General features: G+C 56.1%; 24 protein-coding genes and 1 riboswitch. Of the genes, 9 read left to right on the forward strand and 15 right to left on the reverse strand.

Translation table 11 applies throughout. The features are described from left to right. Positions 1-50: 50 nt before the first annotated feature. The 4 genes from BN6471_RS11245 to BN6471_RS12955 all read right to left on the reverse strand — a co-directional run bounded on the left by BN6471_RS11245 (position 51) and on the right by BN6471_RS12955 (position 2,265). Positions 51-494, reverse strand: coding sequence for a hypothetical protein (locus BN6471_RS11245; protein ID WP_066649067.1), 444 nt, complete (start codon positions 492-494; stop codon positions 51-53). Positions 495-663: 169 nt separating this feature from the next. Next, positions 664-1,299 (reverse strand): 3D domain-containing protein, encoded by a 636-nt coding sequence (locus BN6471_RS12695; protein ID WP_066649069.1) that lies wholly within the window; start codon positions 1,297-1,299, stop codon positions 664-666. Positions 1,300-1,430: 131 nt separating this feature from the next. After that, entirely contained in the window at positions 1,431-2,141 is a 711-nt protein-coding gene (locus tag BN6471_RS11255; protein WP_147554023.1) for a hypothetical protein, read from the reverse strand. Then, on the reverse strand, positions 2,098-2,265 hold the full coding sequence (locus BN6471_RS12955) for a hypothetical protein (RefSeq protein ID WP_156511794.1): 168 nt from the start codon (positions 2,263-2,265) through the stop codon (positions 2,098-2,100). The genes BN6471_RS11255 and BN6471_RS12955 overlap by 44 nt, the downstream gene beginning before the upstream one ends. Before the next feature lie 443 nt (positions 2,266-2,708). Between BN6471_RS12955 and BN6471_RS11265 the strand changes: the two genes are divergently transcribed. After that, positions 2,709-3,047 carry a helix-turn-helix domain-containing protein gene (locus tag BN6471_RS11265; RefSeq protein WP_066649083.1) on the forward strand — a complete coding sequence of 113 codons (339 nt, stop codon included), beginning with the start codon at positions 2,709-2,711 and terminating at the stop codon, positions 3,045-3,047. 47 nt (positions 3,048-3,094) lie between these two features. On the opposite strand, the gene eno is transcribed toward BN6471_RS11265, so the two are convergent. From eno to BN6471_RS11315, 10 genes are all read right to left on the reverse strand, one after another. Continuing rightward, the gene (eno, locus tag BN6471_RS11270; RefSeq protein ID WP_066649085.1) at positions 3,095-4,375 is read right to left on the reverse strand and encodes a phosphopyruvate hydratase; all 1,281 of its coding nucleotides are present in this window, start codon (positions 4,373-4,375) and stop codon (positions 3,095-3,097) included. A gap of 171 nt (positions 4,376-4,546) precedes the next feature. Continuing rightward, entirely contained in the window at positions 4,547-5,344 is a 798-nt protein-coding gene (locus tag BN6471_RS11275) for a hypothetical protein (protein ID WP_066649087.1), read from the reverse strand. Positions 5,345-5,350: 6 nt separating this feature from the next. Beyond that, on the reverse strand, positions 5,351-6,148 hold the full coding sequence (locus tag BN6471_RS11280; protein ID WP_066649089.1) for a hypothetical protein: 798 nt from the start codon (positions 6,146-6,148) through the stop codon (positions 5,351-5,353). Positions 6,149-6,154: 6 nt separating this feature from the next. Then, positions 6,155-6,952, reverse strand: coding sequence for a hypothetical protein (locus tag BN6471_RS11285; RefSeq protein ID WP_066649090.1), 798 nt, complete (start codon positions 6,950-6,952; stop codon positions 6,155-6,157). 12 nt (positions 6,953-6,964) lie between these two features. Beyond that, positions 6,965-9,049, reverse strand: coding sequence for a hypothetical protein (locus BN6471_RS11290; protein WP_147554024.1), 2,085 nt, complete (start codon positions 9,047-9,049; stop codon positions 6,965-6,967). A 146-nt stretch (positions 9,050-9,195) separates the two neighbouring features. Then, on the reverse strand, positions 9,196-9,588 hold the full coding sequence (locus tag BN6471_RS11295; protein ID WP_066649103.1) for a flavodoxin family protein: 393 nt from the start codon (positions 9,586-9,588) through the stop codon (positions 9,196-9,198). A gap of 10 nt (positions 9,589-9,598) precedes the next feature. Next, on the reverse strand, positions 9,599-11,044 hold the full coding sequence (gene proS, locus BN6471_RS11300; protein WP_066649108.1) for a proline--tRNA ligase: 1,446 nt from the start codon (positions 11,042-11,044) through the stop codon (positions 9,599-9,601). 389 nt (positions 11,045-11,433) lie between these two features. Beyond that, positions 11,434-12,204: an ABC transporter ATP-binding protein gene (locus tag BN6471_RS12700; RefSeq protein WP_066649111.1), complete on the reverse strand. Its 771-nt coding sequence runs from the start codon at positions 12,202-12,204 to the stop codon at positions 11,434-11,436. A gap of 3 nt (positions 12,205-12,207) precedes the next feature. After that, a complete protein-coding gene (locus tag BN6471_RS12705) occupies positions 12,208-13,215 on the reverse strand; it encodes a FecCD family ABC transporter permease (RefSeq protein WP_066649114.1) in 1,008 nt (335 codons plus the stop codon). A gap of 12 nt (positions 13,216-13,227) precedes the next feature. Beyond that, a complete protein-coding gene (locus BN6471_RS11315; protein WP_066649120.1) occupies positions 13,228-14,199 on the reverse strand; it encodes an ABC transporter substrate-binding protein in 972 nt (323 codons plus the stop codon). A gap of 131 nt (positions 14,200-14,330) precedes the next feature. Then, positions 14,331-14,508: riboswitch (cobalamin riboswitch) on the reverse strand. Between the two features lie 145 nt (positions 14,509-14,653). On the opposite strand from BN6471_RS11315, the gene argC reads away from it, so the two are divergent. After that, positions 14,654-15,694 carry an N-acetyl-gamma-glutamyl-phosphate reductase gene (gene argC / locus BN6471_RS11320; protein WP_066649123.1) on the forward strand — a complete coding sequence of 347 codons (1,041 nt, stop codon included), beginning with the start codon at positions 14,654-14,656 and terminating at the stop codon, positions 15,692-15,694. Here the strand turns inward: argC and BN6471_RS12960 are convergent. Beyond that, positions 15,689-15,889 (reverse strand): hypothetical protein, encoded by a 201-nt coding sequence (locus BN6471_RS12960; RefSeq protein ID WP_147554025.1) that lies wholly within the window; start codon positions 15,887-15,889, stop codon positions 15,689-15,691. The two genes, argC and BN6471_RS12960, sit on opposite strands and share 6 nt — an antisense overlap. 125 nt (positions 15,890-16,014) lie before the next feature. On the opposite strand from BN6471_RS12960, the gene argB reads away from it, so the two are divergent. From argB to BN6471_RS11355, 7 genes are all read left to right on the forward strand, one after another. Further along, positions 16,015-16,893, forward strand: coding sequence for an acetylglutamate kinase (gene argB, locus BN6471_RS11325; protein WP_147554026.1), 879 nt, complete (start codon positions 16,015-16,017; stop codon positions 16,891-16,893). 240 nt (positions 16,894-17,133) lie between these two features. After that, entirely contained in the window at positions 17,134-18,324 is a 1,191-nt protein-coding gene (locus tag BN6471_RS11330; protein ID WP_066649126.1) for an aspartate aminotransferase family protein, read from the forward strand. Between the two features lie 92 nt (positions 18,325-18,416). After that, the gene (carB, locus tag BN6471_RS11335) at positions 18,417-21,611 is read left to right on the forward strand and encodes a carbamoyl-phosphate synthase (glutamine-hydrolyzing) large subunit (protein WP_066649130.1); all 3,195 of its coding nucleotides are present in this window, start codon (positions 18,417-18,419) and stop codon (positions 21,609-21,611) included. 15 nt (positions 21,612-21,626) lie between these two features. Continuing rightward, positions 21,627-22,154 carry a GNAT family N-acetyltransferase gene (locus tag BN6471_RS11340; protein WP_082903459.1) on the forward strand — a complete coding sequence of 176 codons (528 nt, stop codon included), beginning with the start codon at positions 21,627-21,629 and terminating at the stop codon, positions 22,152-22,154. 377 nt (positions 22,155-22,531) lie between these two features. Beyond that, the gene (locus BN6471_RS11345; protein WP_066649132.1) at positions 22,532-22,807 is read left to right on the forward strand and encodes a hypothetical protein; all 276 of its coding nucleotides are present in this window, start codon (positions 22,532-22,534) and stop codon (positions 22,805-22,807) included. A gap of 134 nt (positions 22,808-22,941) precedes the next feature. Then, complete coding sequence (locus BN6471_RS11350; RefSeq protein ID WP_066649133.1) at positions 22,942-23,655, forward strand: response regulator transcription factor; 714 nt, start codon at positions 22,942-22,944, stop codon at positions 23,653-23,655. Then, positions 23,652-24,851 (forward strand): sensor histidine kinase, encoded by a 1,200-nt coding sequence (locus BN6471_RS11355; protein WP_082903460.1) that lies wholly within the window; start codon positions 23,652-23,654, stop codon positions 24,849-24,851. The genes BN6471_RS11350 and BN6471_RS11355 overlap by 4 nt, the downstream gene beginning before the upstream one ends. Positions 24,852-24,892: the final 41 nt, after the last annotated feature.

Genomic DNA, 24,892 nt, shown 5'->3' on the forward strand with positions numbered 1-24,892 from the left:
CCACGCCCGCCCCGGACTTTGGCGGACATCTGCCGGACTTTTTCGGACATTCAGCGCGCTTCCGCAAGCTTTCTCAACGCCGACGCGCGCACCCGCCCAAGCTGCCGCTCGCAGTAGCCGATCTCCGCCGCCACTTTCCCGTGCGCGATCCTGTCCACATACCGCCGCCTGATATACCGCCGCTCATATTCGTTTAACCCCGCCGTGTCAATGCGCTCCTTCATGCGCCCATACGCCGCATAAATCTCCCCAATGCACCCCAGCAGTTCCCTGATCTGCGTATCGTATACGTCCACCAGCTTTTCCACCACGTCATACACCGGATCATTCGGCAGTCCACCCTGCACCCGCACGCCATCCGTCATAGGCGCGCGCAGCATGCTGTCCACGATCTCGATCTTTTTCGCCGCCAGCTCCCGTACCTCCTCCTCTAACTCACGCGCCTGCTCCATCAGGTCGCCGTACCTGTATAATTCCCGTTCTATCGCCTGCATTTTTTACCCGCCTTCCCCAATTGTTACGATTGTTAACAATTTCTTCATTCATTTAACATCATTTATTCACATAACTCATTTATAGTAAAAGCATAAACAAGCTATAAATTTTCTTTTTCATTTTCTTCCTTATATGAAGCGCTCCACAGCCGGGGGCGCTTCTTTTTGTTTACCACCGTACCAGCGCGCAGAATTTGTCAAATTCACCGTGCCCCGAAACCGCAAGGTCAATGATATTCCCTTTGATCCTGCCGCCCGTATCCTCCGCCACCCGCCAGCCTACGCCGTCGATGTATATATGCGTCCCCAGCGGGATCACCGCCGGGTCGACCGCGACCGTTCGCCCGGGCGTTACTTGCGTACCCGTCGCCGTACCGCTGTAACCGCTGTTGCATTCCTCGCACGGGCAGTAGGTTGTGATGGTGAACGTCCCGCCGTTTCCCGTAGGTTCCGCGCCATCCGGTGCATCATCCCCCAGGGGGCCTTCTCTGCCTTCGGCATTCACCTTGTACCCCGTAAACCCGCCCCACAGCCAGCGCAGGCCGCCATCCGTGTTGCACAGTACATATTCCGTCATGCCCGCGTAGCCCTCGACTTGCTCCGCGCGGATCACGTACACCGTATCCCCCGCGCACACTTCCTCCGCCAGCTCGCCCATCGGCCGCAGCGCATATGCGCAGTCCGTCGTTGCGATCCGCAGCTCCGTTACTTCCGCCGTGTCAAGCCCTCCTGCCAGCGCCGCGCCTCCTGCGCAAAACGTCCATACCGCCGCGCATATACATAATATTCTTTTTATCCTTTTCATGTTTAACGTCCCCCAAATCGTTTATCCTATAGGCAGAATCCTACATCCCAGGATGCGGGATATCATATATAGGAGGTAGAGCCCATGTTCTACCAACGCTGACCCCTAGCCAGCCACAAGCCGGCCGGGGGTCATTTGTTTTGCCCGCCGTATAGCTTTTCAAGCTCGGCAAAGCTTTCCGAAGCGCGCATGTCCCGCTGTTCCTTCGTATATTCCCGCTGCTCGAACGCACGCCTGTCCTTATCCTTGCCCGTTTCCATACGCCGTTCCCACGTGCGCACCGAGGCCTTCCAGTCACGCATTTTCTGGCTGCCCACCATCCATCCCTTGGATTGGTAAAAGTCGTAAAACTGCTGTGCGTCCACCTTGTTTTGCCGCTGCGTACAATACGCCCGTATCTCGGCAAGGGAAGGCTTTGCAGGGCGCGGCCCCTCTTTCCCTTCTTCCTTTTCTTCTTTTTCCTTTATCTTCTTATTAGGCTGCACCCCTACCGCACCGCTGCGGTAGCCCTCCGGCAGCGGTATCTTGGAAGCGGTGGGTTTGTTGATCGTCTGGAAGCTGTTCCAGCTTTCGAGCACGTAATATTCCTTTTCGTCATGCGTATAAAAGGTGACGGACATGTGTGAAGCTATCTCCTGAAGCGTCTTTTCCATGTCGGCCGCCCTTAATTTCTCGTCATAAGGAAACAATATGGATTTCAAATACAGTGCGTTCGCCCGCCCGCGCCCCTCATCGTCCGCGTTGGAAAACAGGCCGATAAACACAAGCTTGGCAAGGGTTGAGAGCCGGGCGAAATCCTCACTCTGCCAGATCCCCGGGTCGATCATCCGTTTCCGCGCCATGCCGCCGCACTCCCTTTCCTGTCGTTTCTTGCTTCCGCAGGCCGCCGCGCTCCTGCCACATCGTGTTGTTGCCCGTCCCCATCGCCTGTGCGATGTACGGTGCGTCAGGTATTTCCACGATCATCTTTCGCCCCTCCCGGATTCCCCGTCCGCCACGATCTTTACTTCCACGCTTTTGATAGCGTACTCGTGCGCGAGCTCCCTCACCTCGTCCAGTAAACGACGCATTGCTTCGCCCCCCGGAGGGCCTTCTCTCCTCCCTACGCTCGGATTCACCTTGCCCCCCAGGGGGCCCTCTCTCTCCGCTTCGCGTCGATTCACCTTGTACTTCCTGAAAAAGCCGAACGGCCCGTTTACGAAATACAGCTTAGCTATCATATTTCCACCCGCTTTCTATTGACATGGAGAGGAAAATATTCTATTATTAGTATAAGTATTGACTGCGACATTGCTTATTCTATGGGTTAAATGGCATATTTTCCTCTCAATACTCATTATAATGGCAAATATTCCTTTTGTCAATCTTTATTTTTGGAAAATTTGCCATCTAGTAAGGTGAGCCGAAAAATGGAACTTACGGAACGCATTCGTGAGCTGTGCCAGAAAAAAAACACCAACTTCGCAGCCTTAGAGCGCGAGCTGGGGTTTGGCCAGGGAACGATACGCAAGTGGGACACAAGCTCCCCCTCCGGCGATAAGCTGGATAAGGTAGCCGATTATTTTGACGTGTCGGTAGATTACCTTTTGGGGCGCATCGACGTGCCGTATCCCGTCGACCAAATGACGGTGGGCCTTTCCTCCCCGGTCGGGTATTCCGACTTAAGCGAGGACGAGCGCGCCGAGATCGACGAGATCATCGCCATCTACGCCAAACGCAAATACAAGCGCGAACATGGCAAGGAATAAAAAAGGACTGGGTTTTCACCCAGTCCTTTTTTATATGTTTGGTTTGCCTATTTTACTTTGAACGCACTCCATCCGGCGTAGCTTGCCGCGCTGTGCAATTCTTCTTCGATACGCAGCAGGCGGTTGTATTTCGCCACGCGGTCTGTCCGTGTGGGCGCGCCCGTCTTGATCTGCCCCGCGCCTGTCGCCACAGCGATATCCGCGATGGTCGTATCCTCCGTTTCGCCCGAACGGTGCGAGATGATCGCCGAAAATCCTGCGCTGCGCGCCGTTTCGATGGCATCGAAGGTCTCTGTCAGCGTGCCGATCTGGTTCACCTTGATGAGGATGGAATTGCCCGCCTCCATGTCGATGCCCTTTTTCAGGCGCTGTGTGTTGGTCACGAACAGGTCGTCCCCCACAAGCTGTATCGGCAGCTTTTCGGTCAGCGTTTTCCAGCCGTCCCAGTCCTTCTCGCCGAGGCCGTCCTCGATGGAGATGATGGGATATGCCGCGAGGAGCTTCTCCCAATACGAAATGAGTTCGCCGCTCGTAAGCTGTGTATGCTTTTTTAAAAGCGTATACTGCCCGTCCGCATACCATTCGCTGCTCGCCGCGTCCAGCGCGATCTTCACGTCGCTTGTGCTGTATCCCGCGTCGCCGATGGAGCGCACGATCAGCTCGATGGCTTCTTCGTCGCTGGAAAGGTCTGGCGCAAACCCGCCTTCGTCTCCTACCGTTGTAGAGTGCCCCCGGCTGGTTAACCGCGCGCCAAGCGCATGGTAGATTTCCACGCCCCAGCGCAGCGCCTCGCGGAAGGTCGGCGCGCCCACCGGCACGATCATAAATTCCTGTATATCCACATTGTTTGACGCGTGCTTGCCGCCGTTTAAAATATTCATCATGGGCACGGGCAGCACATGCGCCATCGCCCCGCCGAGGTAATGGAACAGCGGCACATTAAGCGCGTGCGCCGCAGCCTTTGCCGCAGCCAGCGAGACCGCGAGGATCGCGTTTGCCCCCAGCGCCGTCTTATTAGGCGTGCCGTCAAGGTCGATCATCGTGTGGTCGAGCAAGATCTGTTTGGATGCGTCCATTCCCCGCAGCGCCGCCGCAATACGTGTATTGATGTTATCTACCGCGCGCGAAACGCCCTTGCCTCCGTACCTGCCCGGATCCCCGTCGCGCAGCTCGTGCGCCTCAAATTCGCCCGTCGACGCGCCGGACGGTACGCTCGCGCGCCCTTTTGCGCCGCTTTTTAAATATACCTCCGCCTCAACCGTCGGGTTGCCGCGCGAATCGATAACCTCGCGCCCCTTGATACCGGATATTTCATACAATGTGTTCATGCCCGTCGTCCCCTTTCCTTCGTCGTCCCCTTGCTCCACAAACCCATTTCATTGGGCTTTCGCGGAGAACCCCGATTTACTATTCCATTCATACCCAAAAACAGGCATAAAAAAACAGGCTGAAGAAATTTTTCCCAGCCTGCCTTTGGTTTGCGGGCATTTCATCGCTGTTTACTCCTGCCGCCCGAGCAGCGGCTCCAATATTTCGGGTGATACTCTTACAATGTTATAAGGATTCTTAATAAATCCTGCTCCATTATCTTCAACCGCATTTGAAAGTTCATATTCATTTGTGCTACAGTACCATACGGTAAATGTACAATCCAGCATCGGATACTCATCACTTAAAAATTGCAATATTCCCAAATATTCGCTGGGTCCCGCGCCTAATGGATCAACACCATCCCGCATTTTCATTTCATCAGTCAATTGCTTGATCTCTGCTTTGTCGCGCGTCGAATTCAGAAATTCCATTTCAGACTTTTCCTTATATCTATCATGATAATCCGCTTCGTCTTTATAAAATCTTATCTCATCCACCGTTTGCTCGTCTACCGGCGGCGGGTCGATCGAAGCGCGGCGGTAAAGCTCGCTGTATATCCCTGTCCCCCACTGCGTATCCAACTGCAAATAATCCCTGTTTGGGTCGTCCCTTAAGGAACGCAGCGTCGCGCCCCCCATATAGTTGCCATACCCGATCACTTCCCCTACCGCTTTTGCCCGCCACGGCGTTTGGTTCCGGTGCGTATACAGTTCCCCGTCGATCACGATGTCCGCCCATCTGCTGTCCTCCTCGGCGCCCAGCTCCCGGTAGACCGGCTTTCCCTTATAGGTATCAAAGATCAGGTTCGGACGCAAAAATTCGATCACGCCCATGCCGCTCAACACCACCAGCACAGCGATCGCCGCCGCGATCCCCCCTATGACCGATCCCGCTATGATAAGCCCCTTGCGCGTTTTCTCTTTCATCGCTGTTTACTCCTGCCGCCCGAGCAGCGGCTCGATGGCTTCCGGAGATATTGTAACCATACCTCCATTATTTTTGGTAAAAACCACCCCATCGTCACTAACCGCGGAAAACAGTCTATATCCACCTTCTCTAAGCGACACCACAACAAATGAACACTCCAGCATCGGATACTCATCACTTAAAAATTGCAATACTCCGAGGTACCTTTCGGTCACCCCTATATCGATAGTTTCGTCATCACGCCTGATCATTTCATCAATCAATTGCTTGATCTCTGCTTTGTCGCGCGTCGAATTCAGAAATTCCATTTCAGACTTTTCCTTATATCTATCATGATAATCCGCTTCGTCTTTATAAAATCTGATCTCATCCACCGTTTGCTCGTCTACCGGCGGCGGGTCGATCGAAGCGCGGCGGTAAAGCTCGCTGTATATTCCTGTCCCCCCCTGCGTATCCAACTGCAAATAATCCCTGTTCGGGTCGTCCCTTAAGGCCCGCAGCGTCGCGCCCCCCATATAGTTGCCATCCCCGATCCCTTCCCCCCCCGCCTTTGCCCGCCACGGCGTTTGGTTCCGGTGCGTATACAGTTCCCCGTCGATCACGATGTCCGCCCATCTGCTGTCCTCCTCGGCGCCCAATTCCCGGTAGACCGGCTTTCCCTTATAGGTATCAAAAATCAGGTTCGGACGCAAAAATTCGATCACGCCCATGCCGCTCAACACCACCAGCACAGCGATCGCCGCCGCGATCCCCCCTATGACCGATCCCGCTATGATAAGCCCCTTGCGCGTTTTCTCTTTCATCGCTGTTTACTCCTGCCGCCCGAGCAGCGGCTCGATGGCTTCCGGAGATATTGTAACCATACCTCCATTATTTTTGGTAAAAACCACCCCATCGTCACTAACCGCGGAAAACAGTCTATATCCACCTTCTCTAAGCGACACCACAACAAATGAACACTCCAGCATCGGATACTCATCACTTAAAAATTGCAATACTCCGAGGTACCTTTCGGTCACCCCTATATCGATAGTTTCGTCATCACGCCTGATCATTTCATCAATCAATTGCTTGATCTCTGCTTTGTCGCGCGTCGAATTCAGAAATTCCATTTCAGACTTTTCCTTATATCTATCATGATAATCCGCTTCGTCTTTATAAAATCTGATCTCATCCACCGTTTGCTCGTCTACCGGCGGCGGGTCGATCGAAGCGCGGCGGTAAAGCTCGCTGTATATTCCTGTCCCCCACTGCGTATCCAACTGCAAATAATCCCTGTTCGGGTCGTCCCTTAAGGCACGCAGCGTCGCGCCCCCCATATAGTTGCCATACCCGATCACTTCCCCCACCGCCTTTGCCCGCCACGGCGTTTGGTTCCGGTGCGTATACAGTTCCCCGTCGATCACGATGTCCGCCCATCTGCTGTCCTCCTCGGCGCCCAATTCCCGGTAGACCGGCTTTCCCTTATAGGTATCAAAAATCAGGTTCGGACGCAAAAATTCGATCACGCCCATGCCGCTCAACACCACCAGCACAGCGATCGCCGCCGCGATCCCCCCTATGACCGATCCCGCTATGATAAGCCCCTTGCGCGTTTTCTCTTTCATCCGTGTTCTCCTTTAATTGATTTTGATCCCGTTGTATGTCTTATTGTACAAATAGCCGCCAGAATCTTTGGTCTTATTAATATCCCAATAATCCCCTCCGTACATCTGCTCTTCCCATTCGTTGTACCGCCAAATCTGTCCGCTGTCACCATTCACACGGTACATGTTCGCAACACCCGGCAGCATCCCTACGATCCTGTCCCCATTGGAAAATTCGTCCACAATCCCTCCCCCGTGAGCCGGATGGCTGTGGATGAACGAAACGCCGGTAACAGGTATTCCCGCTTCGGATGTTACCACGCCCGCAAATTTGAGGTATTGTTCCATCACAGGCATGATCACGTTGCTCTTTCCCCCTTCCGTTACAGGCAGCAGCAGCGTCCGTTCCGCCACATACATCCTGCCCGTCGGGTCGGTCTGCGGCATTTTTACCGTCACCATCATCGCCGCATATTCGTTTGTATCCCAATCCGGCTTGTTCTTGGCGATCTCCGCAAACGCCTTTGCCGCATCATCTTCGCTCAGATAGACGGCTTCGCCGATCCCTTCGATATCCGGGTTGTCTTTCACGCCGCTGATCTGCGAACTGATTTCTTCCAGCTTCTCATTCACGCTTCCCGCCGACTCATACCATGTACGGATATCTTCATCAGTCCAGTCCGGGTATTTGTAAATGGGGGTTCCGTCAGGCTTAACGCCTTTTCCCAATGCGCCTTGTAATGTTGATTCTATCTTACTGATCACCGGCGCAAGTATTTTGCTGACCGGATCGTTAAGCAATTTTTCCCAATCCGTATATTGCGTCTTATTATTCGCTTCGTTGGAAATCGTCCCTTCAGGCTTTGGCTGCGGCGGAGGCGGCTGTGGCGGCTCTGCCTGCGGCTGCGCGTCATATTCCTGTGTCCAGTCTATTTCGTTTGAATTTTTCGGCTCTTGCGGCGGCTGCCACCCGAACTGCGCGGCCTGCGTCGACGCTTTTTTGTCGTTCCCCTGCGGCGGCTGCCACCCGGACTGCGCTCCCTCCAGCGACGCCGTTTTGTCGTTCCCCTGCGGCGGTTGCCACCCAAATTGCGCGGTCTCCGTCGACGCCGTTTTGTCATTCCCCTGTGGCGGCTGCCACCCAAACTGTGCAGCCTGCGTCGACGCCGTTTTGTCGTTCCCTTGCGGCGGCTGCCACCCGGATTGCGCTGCCTCCGTCGACGCCGTTTTGCCGTCTTTATCCATAGTATACACCATATTCGTTCCATACGCCGTATCTTTTTGCTGCGGCTCCTCCTCCGTCTGCCCGCTCACCTTGCCCCGCAGCTGCGCGATCCGCCTCTCCAGCGCGGGCATAAACTGTTCCATCTGCCCTTGCACAAACTCGTTTTTCAGTTCTTCCTCCCCAAACAGCCCCTGCAAAAACGGATCCGACAGGTCTCCATCCGTCCAGTTTCCCTGCTTGCCTGTCCCTTCCGCCGGTTTTACCTCGCCCGACATCAGCTGCCCCGCCAACTGCCCCACGGCCTCCTTGAACGCCTTTATCCTGCCTTCCCTGTATTCCTGCTCCCAGCTGTCACGGTTCAGTTCCATCAAAAACGGGTCGCCCGTATCTCCCTCGTGCGCCAGCACATTGTCCATCAGCGTCCGCGCGTATGGCTTGCCCTGCGCCTGTGGCGCGCCTTCCTTCTCCCCTTCCTGCTTTTGCATCTGCGGCGGCTGCCACCCAAACTGTGCTGCCTCCGTCGACGCCTTTTTGTCGTCCCCCTGCGGCGGCTGCCACCCAAATTGCGCAGCCTGCGTCGACGCCTTTTTGTCGTCCCCCTGCGGCGGCTGCCACCCAAACTGTGCAGCCTGCGTCGACGCCTTTTTGTCCTCCCCCTGCGGCGGCTGCCACCCGGATTGCGCTGCTTCCAGCGCCGCCTGCTTTGCCCGCTCCTCCGCTTCTTGCTGCCTGCGCTTACGTTCCTCTTCTTCCTGCCGTTTACGTTCTTCCTCTTCTTTTCTCCGGCGTTCCTCTTCTTTCCTGCGCCGCTCCGCCTCGCGCTTCTGCCGCGCCCGCTCCTCTTCCTGCCTGCGTATCCGTGCATCCCGCTCGCTGTGCTGTTCTTTTCCCATTTTTTCCTTTTCCTTTCCATAAAAAAAGAAGCACATCCCTGTGCTCCTTCCCATATTTTTTTACGATCCCATCATACCACGCCCGACCCGGACTTTGGCGGACATCTGCCGGACTTTTTCGGACACAACGGCGTTCCTTCGCCTGCCTATTGCCCCACTATCTCCCGCGCAAAGTCCGCCGCCTGTTTTTGCATCGCCTCGTCCTTCACCTTTTCGCCTACGCAGTGGAACTCCCGCTCGATAGGCGTAATCCCGCGTTTCACAAGCTGTTTTTTGATCAGGTGCGAAGCGCCGCCCGGGTTTCCGGCCGTGCTGAACACTGCGACCTTTCCGCTCAGCTGCGGCGGAAGCGTCTTAATAAACTTCTTCAACTTGCCCGCGATGTGGAACGCATAGACCGCGCCGCCCAAAAAGAGGACGCCTGCCCCTGCTTCAACGGGCACGCTGATATCCTTTGCCTCCGTACCCGCCGCTACCGCGACCGCCTCGGCGATCACCTTCGTATTGCCCGATTTAGAAAAGTACCGAACCTCCGCCATAACAGCCTCCTCAATAGGATTTCGCGAAATACATCATCTGCTTTGCGGGCTTGCCGCAGTGGACGCATACGTCGCCTAAGTTTTTTTGCCCGTCGAACGGCATACAGCGCGTGGTGATGCCCGTCTTTTCCTTGATGGCCTCCTCGCACTCCGTCTGCCCGCACCACATCGCGCGTACAAAACCGTGTCCCGTTTCCACGCCTTCGATGAACTCTTCCCAATTATGCGCGTCGAACGTATGTTCCTCGCGGTACTTGCGCGCCGTCTCCAGCATATTGACCTGTATCTTTTGAAGCAGCTCCTCCACCGTCAATGCAATGCCCTCAAGCGGATACGCCTCTTTTTCGTACGTGTCCCTGCGCGCGAGCATGCACTGTCCCGCTTCCAAATCCCGCGGCCCGATCTCGAGACGCACGGGCACGCCCTTCAGTTCCCATTCGTTAAACTTCCAGCCCGGGCTCTGGTCGCGGTCGTCAAGCTCTGTGCGGATGCCCGCCTCCTTGAGCCGCGCCGCCAGCTCCTCCGCCTTTTCCATCACGCCTTCCTTGTGCGCCGCAACAGGCACGATCACGCACTGGATGGGCGCAACGCGCGGCGGTAATTTCAACCCGCGCTCGTCGCCGTGCACCATGATCAGCCCGCCGATCATGCGCGTGGACGTTCCCCACGAGGTTTGCCATGCGTATTTCAATTGCCCGTCCTTATCCAAAAACTGGATGTCGAACCCTTTGGCAAAATTCTGTCCCAAATTATGCGACGTGCCCATCTGAAGCGCCTTGCCGTCGAGCATCATCGCTTCCACGGTGTACGTATGGTCTGCGCCCGCAAACTTTTCCTTTTCGCTTTTGCGCCCCGCGATCACCGGGATTGCCAGCACGTTTTCCATGAACTCGCGGTATACGCCGAGCATCCTTTCCGTCTCCGCTTCCGCTTCCTCCTGCGTGGCATGTACGGTGTGCCCCTCCTGCCACAAAAATTCAGACGTGCGCAAAAACGGGCGCGTGCTCTTTTCCCAGCGCAGCACGTTGCACCACTGGTTTAAAAGCACCGGCAGGTCGCGGTAGCTCTGCACCCATTTGGAATACATCGAGCAGATGATCGTCTCAGACGTCGGGCGGATGCACAGCGGCTCCGCCAATTCTTCCATGCCGCCCTTGGTGACCCACGCCACCTCCGGCGCGAACCCCTCGACGTGCTCCGCTTCCTTTTCCAGTAAATGCTTTGGAATGAGCAATGGGAAGTACGCGTTTTTGTGTCCGGTCGCCTTGAAGCGCTCGTCCATCTGCTGCTGCATCAGCTCCCAGATCCCGTAGCCGTACTGCTTGATGACCATGCAGCCCTTGACCTCGGAATAATCCACCATATCCGCCATCTTGATCACGTCCGTATACCAGCGCGAAAAATCCTCGTTTTGCGGCGTGATATGCTCAACGAACCCATCGTTTTGTTTTCCCATTGCAAAGCTCCTTTGAATAAAATATCGTAACCATATTATTTTATCATTGTGCCGCGCGAGATGCAAGGGCTCGTCGCTCGTCGCCCTTTTCGTTCCGAGCCGCCCTGTCGGGCGTTCTCCGCTCCTCGGGCGCTCGCTCCTCTTGCCCCACGAAACTCACTGCGCTTCGCTCCGTTCGAGTTCCGCGGGGGCCCCGTTATTCCGTCGCTCGTCGCCGCTTTACTCCTTACAGGCATACGTTCCCGCCGCTCGTCGCGGCCATTTGCAAGCCGCTCGGGTTTTGCTTTGCAAAAACTCGCTCTTGCAAACGCCGGCGCGACTCCGTCGGATCAATCGGTCCGCAGCCGCGATGCGCTGTTTGCTTCCAAAAGGAACCTGTGCCGTCCGCCCTACTCCATCTGCGGCAGGATATACGTTTCCCCGTCCGCGGTTTCGATCATGTTGAGCTTCGTATCGTAAACAGCCTCCAGCGCCTCTTTTGTGAGTACGTCTCCCGCCGCGCCGTACGCCGATACGCGCCCGCCTTCTAACAGCACGATCTCGTCGCAATAGTGCCGCGCAAGGTTTAGGTCGTGCAGCACGATCGCGCACAGCATCCCCCTGCTTTTCACAAGCGAGCGCACAAGCGAAAGGATGCCCACCTGGTGCTTGATATCGAGGCTTGCGACCGGCTCGTCCAAAAGCAGGATGCTCGACTCCTGGCACAGCGCGCGCGCAATGATCATGCGCTGCCACTCCCCGCCCGAAAGCCCCATGACCGAGCGGTTTTCAAGGTGCGCGATGCCCGTCTTGGCGATGCACTCGCGCGCAAGGGCAATATCCTCCGGCGTGTCGCTTTCAAAGGTTTTCTTGTGCGGGTTTCGCCCCATCAGCACGGTTTCCAGCACGGTAAAATCGTATTCCAGCGCGTAATTCTGCGGCACGAGCGCCATCTTTTTGGCAAGCGCTTTCGCGCCCATCGAACACGTGTCCACACCGTCCAGTAAAACCGTTCCCCGCTGCGGCTTTAAGTAGCCGGAAATAACGCGCAGCAGCGTCGTTTTTCCCGCGCCGTTCGGCCCCAGCACGCCCACCATGCCGCTTTGAAGCGCCAGGGAAATATCGTGCAGGATGGGCGTATCTTCTATGGCAAGCTCCACGTTTTTGATCTCGATCCCCATTGCCTATACCCCCCTCCTGCCGCGCCGCAGCAAAAAAACAAAGAACGGCACGCCCAGTATGGACGTCACGATGCCCACCGGCATTTCCTGCCCGGAAAGTATAATGCGCGCGATGATGTCGCACACGAGCAAATACGCGCCCCCGCCCACAAAACAGAGCGGCAGGAGTTTTTTATTGTCCGGCCCGCACACCATGCGCAAAAGGTGCGGTACCATCAGGCCCACAAATCCGATAATTCCGCTTACCGAAACCGCGACCGCGGACAGCAGCGACGTTAAAACGAGCATGTTCCGGCGCGTTTTATGCGTATCCACGCCCAGGCTGCGAGAAACCTCGTCCCCGTTGAGCATGATGTTCAAAGGCTTTGCGTAAAACATCAGCAGTGTAGAGCACACGAGGATCGCCGGCAGCGCGATGGTGATCTTTTCCCACGACATGCTTGCCAAGCTGCCCATGTTCCACATGACGACGCTTTCCATCTTATCGCGGTTTAAGAGCATGATCAGGTAAATGACGGCCGAAAACAAGGCGCTCATGGAAAAACCGGACAACAGCAGCGAAAAGGTGGATACCTTGCCGCGTATGCGCGAAATGTTGTACACCACAAACACAGCGATAAGCGCGCCCGCAAAGCTACATACGGCGATCGTTCCCGTGCCGAACACCGTCGCCGCCGAAAGGAAAGTCATGGCGATTGTCGCCCCCAACGCCGCGCCGGAGGAAACGCCCAGTACAAAGGAATCCGCCATCGGGTTTTTGAACACCCCCTGCAAACAGCAGCCCGAAACCGCGAGCGCCGCACCCACCAAAAAGGCGCCGATTGCGCGCGGCAGGCGAATATTCATAAAGATGTTGTACACCGCGTCCGGGGCCGTGCCGTCGAGGACTTTCACAAACTCCGCAAACGAGAAGCCCGAGCTCCCCACAAAAAAGGCGCACACAAAGGCGGCAATGCCGCCTAAGATGAGCGCCAGTAAGATCACCTGGAATTTTACAGGCTTTTTGACCATCGGTATCCCCCGTTACTTGTTCAAGATCCCGCTGATCTCACGGACAGCTTCGCCGATGCGCGGGCCGGGACGCGTGAATACGTCCGCGTCGATCGCGTACACATTGCCGTTTTTGACGGCGGTCAGGTCTTTATAGCCTGCGACCTGCCCAAGATCCTCCGTGCTGCCCATGCTGCTGTCCAAAAGGATGATGTCCGGGTCTGCCGCAGCGAGCTCCTCCAGCGAATATTCGATCCACGGCGCGCCCTGGCCTTCCGTGATGCACTTGCCGCCGGCGAGCTCGATCATCGTGTTGATAAAGCTGCCGGGGCCGCTCGTCCAGTTGCCCATATCGCCATAGCTCATCGCGTAATAAACCGTCTTTTCCTCCGCCGGCTTATTGTCCTGTGCGTCTTTCACCGCCGTGTCGATGTCAGAAACCAGCTGCGCCGCCACATCCTGCGCCCCCACGATTTCGCCCACCAGCTCGATGGACTTTGCAATATCCTCAAAGGCAGTCGCTTCCACGACCACCACCGTGATGCCCAGCTCGTTTAGCTTGCCTATCGCGCCTTCCTGCAAGCCCGTTCCCGCCAGCACGACGTCCGGCTCCAATGCCGCGACCTTTTCCACATCCGGGCCATTGAAGTCCCCTACGACCTCAATGCTCTGCGTGATCTCCGGGTAATTGGAATAAGCGTCGATGCCCGCCAATTGTTTGGACGCGCCCAGCGCGCACACGATCTCCGTACCCGCAGGCGTTAAGGAAACGATCTTGTCCGCCTTTGCAACGGTCACTTCGTTGCCCGCCATGTCCGTTACGCTGACGCCCGCCGCCGCGGGTGCGCTCTGTGCCCCCTGCTCCGCCGACGCGGACGGCGCAGGGGGCGCTTCCTGCGTTGCCTCCACACTTACGGACGGCGCGGCCTCAAGCGGGGCGCACCCCACGAATACAGCGGCCATAAGCAGCACGCATACCAATAATGAGATGATTTTCTTGTTCATATACAAACTTCCTTTCTATTGTTATCATCAAGCACATTGGCGTCACGCACGGGCGTTTGATTGCATAAAAAAACGCCTTTTCGGCTGATGCAAAAAGGCATTACGCGCTTTTGTTCTTCCCGCCGAAGAAAAAAACTTCCCGATTCATGGCAGGTCTTCCGGCTTGACTTCATCGCAGCTTGCGCGCCTTCCCGGTTTTCACCAGTGGCTGACCTGCGCAAGCGCTCCGTCACACGGCAGCGGTGGGCTGCAGCGGCATACGCTTTCCCTATTATCCGGTTTCCCGGCACCATAAATGCTTTGATGATTTATTGTTATGATACCATATGCCGGAAAAGAACACAATCCCGTATCGCTTGCCAAAAAACTTTTCCTCTCCCTAAAAATTCTTATTGCATAATTATTCATTGCAATGTATAATTATGTAGAATCAAACACAAGGAGCATGAAAACCATGATAAACGTAAGCATCATCGGCGCAACAGGATATGTGGGCGCAGAGCTCATCCGCCTGCTCGCGCAGCATCCCCACGCCAACATAACGGTAGCGGTATCCAAAAACTTCGCGGGCAAAACGCTGGACGAGATATACGCAAACTTCATTCCCGCAAAAACGCTCGCCCTAACGGGCCTCGATATCGAGGCGGTCGCTTCCCATTCGGATTATGCATTTTTATGCTTGCCGCACGGCCAGTCGCTTGCCGCCGCGCCCGCCCTTTTGGCGGCGGGGCTAAAAGTGATCGACTTATCCGGCGATTTCCGCTACGACGATACGGACGTCTACGAGAAATGGTATTCCCTGCCCCACACGGCCAAAAAAGAAAACGCGCAGGCTGTCTACGGCCTGCCCGAATACTATAAGAAGGAAATTGAAAAGACTGCCTTCACCGCAAACCCGGGCTGTTATACGACGACAAGCATCCTGGCGCTGGCGCCGCTTCTGAAAAACGGGCTCATTAAAAAGGAAGGGATCGTCATCGACGCAAAATCCGGCGTGACGGGCGCGGGCAGGAAAGAATCCCTCGCCTTTTCCTATTGCGAAACGGCGGGCAACTTCAAGGCCTATTCGGCGGTGAACCACCGCCATACGTCAGAGATCGAGGAACAACTCTCAAAGCTTTCGGGAAGCGGGATCAAGCTGCTGTTCACGCCCCACCTGCTGCCCGTAAAGCGCGGCATCCTCGCCACCATTTACGCGGAGCTTTCGCATGGCGCGGACGAAGCGTCCGTCGCGCAGGCTTATACGGACGCCTACGGCGACAAACCCTTTACGCACGTACTGCCGCAGGGCAAGCTGCCGGAACTGAAATATGTGGTCGGCTCCAACAACTGCATGATCGGCTACGAATTTTCGCCCCGCACGGGCCGCATCGTCGTCGTGTCGTGCACGGATAACCTCATAAAGGGCGCGGCAGGGCAGGCGATCCAGAATTTCAACATCATGAACGGCCTTGCCGAGGCGACCGGCCTGCCGCAAGTGGCCTGGTACTTATAGGTTTCCCCCTGCCGCCTTCGCCGCTCCATATCGCCTTACGGTGCAAAGCTTACCACAGCCGTGGGCGGGCATTTGTATTCCGAGTCTGCGCGCTGCGCTTGCAAAGACGTCGGAAACAATCGTTTGATTACCGCCGATCGTCGCGGCCATTTGCAAACCGCTCGGGTTTTGCGTTGCAAAAACTCTCTCTTGCAAACGCCGGCGCGACTCCGCCGGATCAATCGATCCGCAGCCGCGGCGGGAACGTACGCTCAATCCATACCGCGAGCGGGCGACGCGCGCAGACTCATAGATTCAGCATTGTTAATAAGGAGAACAAAATGGAAGATATGAAAATGGAACAATATTTAAACCGGGCCAACATGCTCGTGGAAGCGCTGCCCTACATCCAGCGCCTGTTCGGCAAAACGATCGTCATCAAGTACGGCGGCGCGGCCATGCTAAACGAAGACCTCACGCAGAAAATACTTGAGGACGTCACCCTTTTAAAATTCGTGGGCATGAACCCGATTTTGGTGCACGGCGGCGGCCCTGACATCAACAACATGCTGAAAGCTTTGAAGATCGAACCGAAATTCATCGACGGCCTGCGCGTCACGGACGATCAGACGATGCAGGTCGTGCAGATGGTGCTGACAGGCAAAATCAACAAGGAGATCGTCGCCAAGCTGAACGGCATGGGCGCGTCCGCCATCGGCCTTTGCGGCATCGACGGCAACATCTTAAAGGCGGTCAAGGCGCCGCCGAAAAACGGTATCGACCTCGGCAACGTAGGCAAGATCACCTCCATCAATACGACGCTTTTAAAAACGCTTGCGCACGACCAGTATATCCCTGTCATCGCGCCTGTTGCGACGGGCGACGCCGGCGAAAGCTACAACATCAACGCCGATACGGTCGCAGGCGAGATCGCGACGGCGCTGGAGGCGGAGAAACTGATCTTCCTGACGGATACGGACGGCATCCGCACCAACGAAAATGATCCCGAATCGCTCTTGTATGTAGCGTCCAAAACGGATATACTGAATATGATCGAGGACGGAAAAATCACGGGCGGCATGCTGCCCAAGGTAAGCGGCTGCCTAAGCGCCATAGACCACGGCGTCAAGCGCGCGCATATCTTAAACGGCACGATCCCCCACCCGATCATCCTGGAAATCTTTACCGATTCCGGTATCGGCACGATGGTAACCGGGTAACGCTTGTATTCCAAGGCCGCGCGCTTTGCTCCCTTCAAGCATACGTTCCCGCCGGATCGAGCGCGCACATAACAAGCGAATAATGGTGACGCGCTTGCTACTTATGATCGTCAGAAATAAACCGGTTTTGCGAGGCGGGAGCCGTGGCAAAACAACCTCTAGCAGGGAGGGCACGCGGGAGGGATTGCAGAATCCCTGCCCGCGAAGCGAACGAAGTGAGCGCTATATGTTAGGAGAACCATGGACTACGAAGAATTAAAACAACTGGACAGTAAGTATTATATGGAAGTGTTCGGCGAGCGTATGCCCGCCGTATTCACGCACGGCAAAGGCGCGAAGCTCTATGATGAAAACGGCAGCGAATATTTGGATTTTCTCGCCGGTATCGCTGTAAACTGCCTCGGCTATTCGGACGAGGGTTTCAAAAACGCTTTAAAAGCGCAGATAGATACGCTGATCCATACGTGCAATTATTTTTACAACGAACCGCAGGCCCGCCTCGCGCAAATGCTGTGCGAAAAAACGGGCTACGCGCGGGTGTTTTTCGGCAACAGCGGCGCGGAGGCAAACGAATGCGCCTTAAAGCTCGCCAAAAAATACACCTATCACAAAGGAAGCGCGTCAGACCGCTTCGTGGCCCTAAAGCAGAGCTTTCACGGACGGACGCTCGCCACATTGGCGGCGACCGGGCAGGAAAAATTCCACGCGCCCTTCCGCCCGATGCCCTATGATTTTACTTATATCGCCGCAAACGATGTTAAGGCCGCGAAAGCCGCTATATCAGGGGATATTTGCGGTGTAATACTGGAAGTAATACAGGGCGAAAGCGGCGTGTTCCCCTTAGACCAGGCATTTGTTGCGGCTGTGCGCGCCTTGTGCGACGAGCACGGCGTTCCCCTCATCATCGACGAGGTACAAACGGGCATGGGGCGCACGGGCAAGCTTTTGGCGCAGGAGCATTACGGGATCAAGGCGGACATCACCACGCTTGCAAAGGCGCTCGGAAACGGCGTGCCCATCGGCGCGTGCCTTGCCAGCGAGAAGCTGGCGGCAGCGTTTGGCTCCGGCGACCACGGCTCCACGTTCGGCGGCAACCCGCTCGCGTGCGCGGCCGGTCTTTATGTAACAGCGAAAATAGACGATGCGCTGCTTGCGCAGATCACGCAAACGGGTTCCTATTTTAAAGGAAAGCTTGCCGCCCTCATGCGGCGGCTCCCGCAATCCATTTTGGATGTGCGCGGCTTCGGCCTCATGCTGGGCGCGCAATTAAGCGAAGCGTATCGCGCGCACGACATACAGCTAAAGCTTTTAAAAGAGGGGTTTGTCATCGGCACGGCGGGCGGCAACACGCTGCGTTTCGTTCCCCCATTTGTCATTGAAAAAGCGGATGTGGACAATTTGATAGGCGCTCTCACCGCCGCATTAAAGTGACCTGAAACAGGCAATCCGTTGCCTGTTTTTTATAAAAAGTTTATACGCGCCCGATTGCTACGCGGGCGCCACAAGTAAGGAGTATGTATGAAATGCCAAAACTAACCGATATTGAGAAAATCCTCGTCATTGGCTCCGGCCCCATCATCATCGGGCAGGCCGCGGAGTTCGACTACAGCGGCACGCAGGCCTGCAAAGCCTTAAAAGAGGAAGGCTACGAGGTCGTGCTCATCAATTCCAACCCCGCCACCATCATGACAGACCTTAATATGGCGGACAAGGTGTATATCGAGCCGATCACGCTCGATACCGTCATCCGCATCCTAAAGAAAGAAAAACCGCAGGGCATCATCGCTACGCTGGGCGGCCAGACCGGCCTTAACATGGCGATCGAATTAGACCAGAGCGGCATCCTGCCCAAGTTGGGCATCCGCTTGTTGGGGACGCAGCTTACGTCCATCAAGCTTGCCGAAGACCGCGAGCTGTTCAAAGACCTGATGGTCAAAAACGGCCAAAAGACGACGCATTCGACCATCGTCACCTCGCTTGAGGAAGCGGAAGCGTTCAGCCACGAATGCCCCTTCCCGCTGATCGTACGCCCGGCCTATACCTTAGGCGGCACGGGCGGCGGCGTTGCGCACAATATGGACGAGCTGATGGACATCACCGCGCGCGGCCTGAAAATGAGCCTCATCCACCAGGTGCTCTTAGAGCAGAGCGTCGCGGGCTGGAAGGAGATCGAATACGAGGTCATCCGCGACAATGCGGACAATTGCATCATCGTATGTAATATGGAAAACATCGACCCGGTGGGCATCCACACGGGCGACAGCATCGTCGTCGCGCCCTCCCAGACGCTTACCGACCGCGAATACCAGATGCTGCGCACCTCGGCGCTCAAAATCATCCGCGCCCTCGATATCCGCGGCGGCTGCAACATCCAGTACGCGCTCGACCCGGATTCTTACGATTACGTGGTCATCGAGGTCAACCCGCGCGTATCGCGTTCGTCCGCGCTTGCCAGTAAGGCCACGGGCTACCCCATCGCGCGCGTCGCGGCCAAGATCGCCGTCGGCTACAACCTGGACGAAATCAAAAACAACGTCACCGGCAAAACGTACGCCTGCTTCGAGCCTGCCCTCGACTACGTGGTCACCAAAGTGCCGCGCTGGCCTTTCGACAAGTTCACAGGCGCGGACAGGCTTTTGGGAACGCAGATGAAGGCCACGGGCGAGGTCATGGCCATCGGCCGCAACATCGAAGAATCGCTCTTAAAAGCGATCGACTGCCTCGACGTGAAATTAAATTACAACCTCGGCATGAAAAACATCGACGACTGGACATTAAAGGAGCTGGACGATTCGCTCAAGAACGCGGACGACGAGCGTATCTTCGTGCTGTCAAAGGCGCTGGAGCGCGGCTATACGGTCGATAAGCTGCACGAGGTGACGAAGATCGACAAGTTCTTCATCAATAAGCTGAAAAACATCGTAGACCTTTCCAAGCGGCTCAGGAGCTACACCATCGAAGACCTGCCGGAGCACGTTTTACGCAGGTGCAAAAAGGTGGGCTTCGGCGACGGCTACATCGCGGACTGTATCGGCGCGCACGAATCCCAGATCACGTTCATGCGCGGCGCGCTGGGCATCCATCCGTCCTTCAAAAAGGTCGATACGTGCGCGGGCGAATTCAAGGCGGTCACGCCGTATTATTACTCCACCTACGATAACGAGGACGAGGTGGAGCGCACGGACAAAAAGAAAGTCATCGTCTTAGGCTCCGGCCCCATCCGCATCGGCCAGGGCATCGAGTTCGACTACTGTTCGGTGCATTCGGTCAATACCCTAAAGGAAATGGGTTACGAGTCCATCATCATCAATTCCAACCCGGAAACGGTGTCCACCGACTTCGATACGTCGGACAAGCTGTATTTCGAGCCCCTGACAAAGGAGTGCGTGCTGGATATTATCGATAAGGAAAAGCCGGAGGGCGTGATCGTGCAGTTCGGCGGCCAGACGGCAATCAATCTGGCGGAACCCATCTGCAACACGGGCAAGCGCGTGCTGGGCACGTCCGTCGAGGACATCGACCGCGCGGAAGACCGCGACAAGTTCCTGCATGTCCTCGAGGAACTGAATATCCCGCTGCCCAAAGGAGATACGACGTTTTCCTTAGAGCACGCGCTCGAGGCGGCTGCGGACATCGGCTACCCCGTGCTCGTACGACCGTCTTATGTGCTGGGCGGGCGCGCGATGGAGATCGTATACAACGACGCGGAGCTCACGGAATACATGACGATGGCGGCGGAAGTGTCGCCGGACAAGCCGGTGCTCATCGATAAATACGTGGTCGGCAAGGAGATCGAGCTGGACGCGGTGTGCGACGGCACGGACGTGCTCGTGGTCGGGATCATGGAGCACCTCGAGCGCGCGGGCGTACATTCGGGCGACAGCTTCGCCGTATACCCGACGCAGACCATCTCAAAAGAGGCCAAGCAAAAGGTTGCGGACTACGGCATCGCCCTGGGGCGCGCCCTCAATATCAAAGGGCTGTTCAACATCCAGTTCGTCATGGACGAAAAGGAAAACGTGTACGTCATCGAGGTCAACCCGCGCGCCAGCCGCACGGTGCCCATCCTTTCCAAGGTCACGGGCGTCAACATGGTAAAGCTGGCGACGCACGTCATGCTGGGCGAAAGCTTAAAGGATATGGGCTACGCGACGGGTCTGCACAAGGAATCCAAACTCGTCACAGTCAAAGCGCCGGTGTTCTCCTTCCAGAAATTAGCGACGGTAGACACCTTCCTCGGGCCTGAAATGAAGTCCACGGGCGAAGTCATGGGCACAGACCGCACGTTCTTAAAAGCGCTCAAAAAAGCGTTCCTCGCCTCGGGCAGCACGATCCCCGACAAGGAAGGAAAAATCCTCATAAGCGTCGCAAACCGCGACAAGGAAGAAGCGCTGGGCGTTGCCAAACAGATGAAGGAATGCGGCTTTACGCTGTGCGCCACACCGGGCACGCACCAGTATTTCTTAGAACATGGGTTCGATGTGGAGCTCGTTCCCAACGAGAAGGTCTTAGGCCTCATCAAGGCCGGTGCGTTCACGCTCATCGTCAATACGCCCACGCGCGGCAAACAGAAAACGCGCAGCGGCTTCATGCTGCGGCGTACGGCGGTCGGCTTCAACGTGCCGTGCATCACGTCGATGGATACTTTGGGCTCCATGCTCAAGGTGCTCCAGTCGGACGATAAGCTGAGCATTATTCCCTTAAACGAATATAAGTAAAGGGGGGCGCAAACTATGATGGATCAAATCACCCTTGTCAAAGCGGCGGAAAGCGACGCGCCCGAGGTATTGGAAATCACCAAGCGCGCGTTTGACCTGTACGCCAACGAAATCCGCAAGCGCGAGAGCGTTGCCGCGCTGTACGAGACGCTCGGCGACGTCGTTTCCGACATCAGGAACAAAAACGTATACGTCGCCCGCATCGACGGCGAAATGGTGGGCAGCGTGCGCTTTGAGATCTTAACGGAGGGCATCGCCTATTTGAGCCGTTTTTCCATCGACCCGGAGGCGCAGAATTTAGGTATCGGCGGCCTGCTTTTGGAAAAGGTGCGCATCGAATGCCTGTCCATGGGCGTGCGCGCCATCACGCTGCACACCGCGTCAAAAATGCGCTCCACGGTCGCGTTTTATTTGAAAAACGGCTATTATATCCACTCCATTTCCCGTGACAGCGACTACATCCGCGCGCTGATGGTCAACGAGATCCTCGAGATGGACGAAATGTTCGACTACGAAAGCGTGTGCGCCAAGGCGAAACATTAGGCGCGCTTTCATCGCCCGCGGCTCTTGTATGTATGTCGCGTCCGATCCAATACTTGTTACCGCCGGTCGTTGCGGCTATTTGCAGCTCGCTCGGGTTTTGCTTCGCAAAAACTCACTCCTGCAAACACCGCATCACGCCTGTGGATCAATTACGCCCATAACAGGCGAATAGCATCCGCCATCGTGATGCCGGCCGTATGCGAGTTTAACGGCGCGCAGCGCAGTTGGGTGTCTGAGCAAGTAGGCTGGCATTACATGGCGGCTGCGGTCTTGGTTGCATTGCAGCGTAAATACTTGCCGGCAACGCGTCTCCCCTGTTTCAAACGCCCCCCGCGGTTTATCAATACGGGGAAATAATACGACGGAGGTATCCCTTTATGGTTTCATTGTTATTAGGCCTTGCCGCGCTCATCTGCGATATCCTCGCGTGGATCCCGACGCTCCATGTCGGATTTCTCTCGTTCATCGGCTTTGTGCTGGCGATCGTCGCCGTTGCGACGGGCAGCAAGATCATCAAGGTCGACCCCAAAGATAAGAACGCGCGCGCCGGGAAAGCGATCGGCGTGGTGTGTATCGTGCTGGCGATCCTGGGCGTGATCTTCTCGTTCATCCTGATCCCCTTAGGGCTCATCGCTGCCGCTGCGTTTCATTGATAAAGCAGCCCTGCCCCGCCCCGTATTATATTTGGTACGGGGCTTTTGACGTTCATACAAATTTAACCGAATCTTAACCGTTCCTTTGCTATACTCGTCTATCATAGAAGAAGACTATGGAAAGGAAGCATCTTATGAAACTGTTGATCATAGAAGACGAAGAAGATTTGCTGCGCGCGCTCAAGGCGGGCTTTGAAAAAAAAGGCTATGCGGTGGACATTGCCGCGGACGGAACGGAGGGCTGCGAGCTCGCGTTCATCAACGACTACGACCTCATCATCCTGGATTTAAACCTGCCCGGCATGGACGGCCTGGAGATATTGAGCCACATCCGTGAAAACGACCTGCGTCAAAAGGTTCTCATCCTGTCCGCGCGCAGCGACTACGCACAGCGTATCGAGGGCCTCGACCTCGGCGCGAACGATTACCTGGTGAAGCCCTTTGATTTCGGCGAGCTGGAAGCGCGCGTGCGCAGCCTGCTGCGCCGCAGCTTTACGCAAAACAACGTGATCCTCAAATTCAGTAAATTTTCCCTCGATACGTGCGCGCACCTTTTGTATACGGACGCAGGCGAAACCATCGACCTCACCCCCAAGGAGTACGCCATCCTGGAATATTTATTGCTGCACCGGGGCAAGGCGATCAGCGCGGAAGAGCTGATCGAGCATGTGTGGTTTTCCGACAGCAGCCTTTTTTCCAACGCCATCAAGGTGCACGTAAGCACCCTGCGTAAAAAACTCGCCGCCTATACCGAAGAAGAGCTGGTCACGAATATGCGCGGCGCGGGTTACTGCATCCTAAAACCGGTACAGAATATCGACAAGAAACTGCGGAGGATGAACCTGTGAAAAAACTATCGCTGCGCATGCGGCTGACGCTGTTTACCATGCTGCTTTTGGTGGGGGTGTCCGTCATCTTTACCCTTTCCACCATCTATAACGCGCAATTTTCGTATGTCGTCCCCTATTTGGATTCCGATATAGACTTCAAGGAACTTGAGGTGTCCGGAAACATTGATAGCTCCGTTACCGCGTCGCAGGCGGCAAGCGCCGACGTCCCCGACGAGGCCGGGGGCTACGAGCTGTATACGCCAGACCAAATGGCTGCCATGACGGTCATGAGTTCGTCGACCGCCCAGTTCAACAGCATCAGTTTATGGATCATGCTGGCCATCATCCTCGGCGGCGGCCTGCTCACCTACTTCCTGCTCGGCCGGGCGCTAAAGCCCGTGCGCGACTTAAGCGCCCGGATCGAGGGCATCACCGAGCACGAGCTCTCCCTGCGCGTAGACGAAGGAAAAGCCCGCGACGAGATCAGCAGCCTCGCCCATTCCTTCAACACGATGCTCTCCCGCCTCGCCAAAGCGTTTTCCGGCCGGAAGCGCTTTGCATCCGACGCGGCGCACGAGCTGAAAACGCCGTTGGCGGCGATCAAGGCGAATATCGACGTGCTGCAATTATCAGGCGACCCCACTGCCGAAGAATACCGGCGGACGATCCGCGTCGTCCAAAAGCAGACCTCCCGCATGATCCGCCTGGTGGACGACCTGTTCGCCATCTCCTCGCAGCGCGATTACGATTTCAGCGACGCGGTGGATTTCGATTCCTTGTTTTCGGATATCACGGCGCAGCTCGCCCCGCGCATCGCGGAAAAAAAGCTCAGCGTACACATCGAACCGGGCGGGCTTGTGACGACGGGCAACAGCGTCATGCTCACGCGCGCCTTCTCCAACCTGATCGAAAACGCGGTAAAGTATAACGTGGACGGCGGAAAGATCGATATCGCCTCGTCCGCCGGTGATAAGGGCTATACCTTTACCATAACGGATACGGGCATCGGCATTCCGCAGGAAAAGCTGGAACACATCTTCGATCCATTCTATCGCGCGGACGATTCCCGTTCGCGCAAAATAGGCGGCGCGGGGCTTGGCCTCGCCATCGCAAAGGATATCATTAGGCGCCATGGCGGCACGGTCGCCGCCGCCCCCGGGAAAAAAACGGGCACGGTCTTCACCGTTACCCTCCCCCGCATTCCCGCCGAATAATCCTGACGCCAAAAAACGCACTCCGTCCAGTGGCAGGGTGC

This window comes from Christensenella timonensis, from assembly GCF_900087015.1.
In the GTDB taxonomy this organism is placed as follows: Bacteria; Bacillota; Clostridia; order Christensenellales; family Christensenellaceae; genus Christensenella; species Christensenella timonensis.

Coding starts and splice junctions, on each gene's coding strand:
- BN6471_RS11265 (WP_066649083.1), top strand. CDS start 2,709: ATGGAACTTACGGAACGCATTCGTGAGCTGTGCCAGAAAAAAAACACC.
- BN6471_RS11340 (WP_082903459.1), top strand. CDS start 21,627: ATGATGGATCAAATCACCCTTGTCAAAGCGGCGGAAAGCGACGCGCCC.
- BN6471_RS11295 (WP_066649103.1), bottom strand. CDS start 9,588: ATGGCGGAGGTTCGGTACTTTTCTAAATCGGGCAATACGAAGGTGATC.
- argB (WP_147554026.1), top strand. CDS start 16,015: ATGGAAGATATGAAAATGGAACAATATTTAAACCGGGCCAACATGCTC.
- eno (WP_066649085.1), bottom strand. CDS start 4,375: ATGAACACATTGTATGAAATATCCGGTATCAAGGGGCGCGAGGTTATC.
- BN6471_RS11280 (WP_066649089.1), bottom strand. CDS start 6,148: ATGAAAGAGAAAACGCGCAAGGGGCTTATCATAGCGGGATCGGTCATA.
- BN6471_RS12695 (WP_066649069.1), bottom strand. CDS start 1,299: ATGAAAAGGATAAAAAGAATATTATGTATATGCGCGGCGGTATGGACG.
- BN6471_RS12705 (WP_066649114.1), bottom strand. CDS start 13,215: ATGGTCAAAAAGCCTGTAAAATTCCAGGTGATCTTACTGGCGCTCATC.
- BN6471_RS11245 (WP_066649067.1), bottom strand. CDS start 494: ATGCAGGCGATAGAACGGGAATTATACAGGTACGGCGACCTGATGGAG.
- BN6471_RS11275 (WP_066649087.1), bottom strand. CDS start 5,344: ATGAAAGAGAAAACGCGCAAGGGGCTTATCATAGCGGGATCGGTCATA.
- BN6471_RS11315 (WP_066649120.1), bottom strand. CDS start 14,199: ATGAACAAGAAAATCATCTCATTATTGGTATGCGTGCTGCTTATGGCC.
- BN6471_RS11255 (WP_147554023.1), bottom strand. CDS start 2,141: ATGGCGCGGAAACGGATGATCGACCCGGGGATCTGGCAGAGTGAGGAT.
- BN6471_RS11345 (WP_066649132.1), top strand. CDS start 22,532: ATGGTTTCATTGTTATTAGGCCTTGCCGCGCTCATCTGCGATATCCTC.
- BN6471_RS11330 (WP_066649126.1), top strand. CDS start 17,134: ATGGACTACGAAGAATTAAAACAACTGGACAGTAAGTATTATATGGAA.
- BN6471_RS12700 (WP_066649111.1), bottom strand. CDS start 12,204: ATGGGGATCGAGATCAAAAACGTGGAGCTTGCCATAGAAGATACGCCC.
- BN6471_RS11290 (WP_147554024.1), bottom strand. CDS start 9,049: ATGGGAAAAGAACAGCACAGCGAGCGGGATGCACGGATACGCAGGCAG.
- proS (WP_066649108.1), bottom strand. CDS start 11,044: ATGGGAAAACAAAACGATGGGTTCGTTGAGCATATCACGCCGCAAAAC.
- BN6471_RS11350 (WP_066649133.1), top strand. CDS start 22,942: ATGAAACTGTTGATCATAGAAGACGAAGAAGATTTGCTGCGCGCGCTC.
- BN6471_RS11285 (WP_066649090.1), bottom strand. CDS start 6,952: ATGAAAGAGAAAACGCGCAAGGGGCTTATCATAGCGGGATCGGTCATA.
- BN6471_RS12955 (WP_156511794.1), bottom strand. CDS start 2,265: ATGATCGTGGAAATACCTGACGCACCGTACATCGCACAGGCGATGGGG.
- argC (WP_066649123.1), top strand. CDS start 14,654: ATGATAAACGTAAGCATCATCGGCGCAACAGGATATGTGGGCGCAGAG.
- carB (WP_066649130.1), top strand. CDS start 18,417: ATGCCAAAACTAACCGATATTGAGAAAATCCTCGTCATTGGCTCCGGC.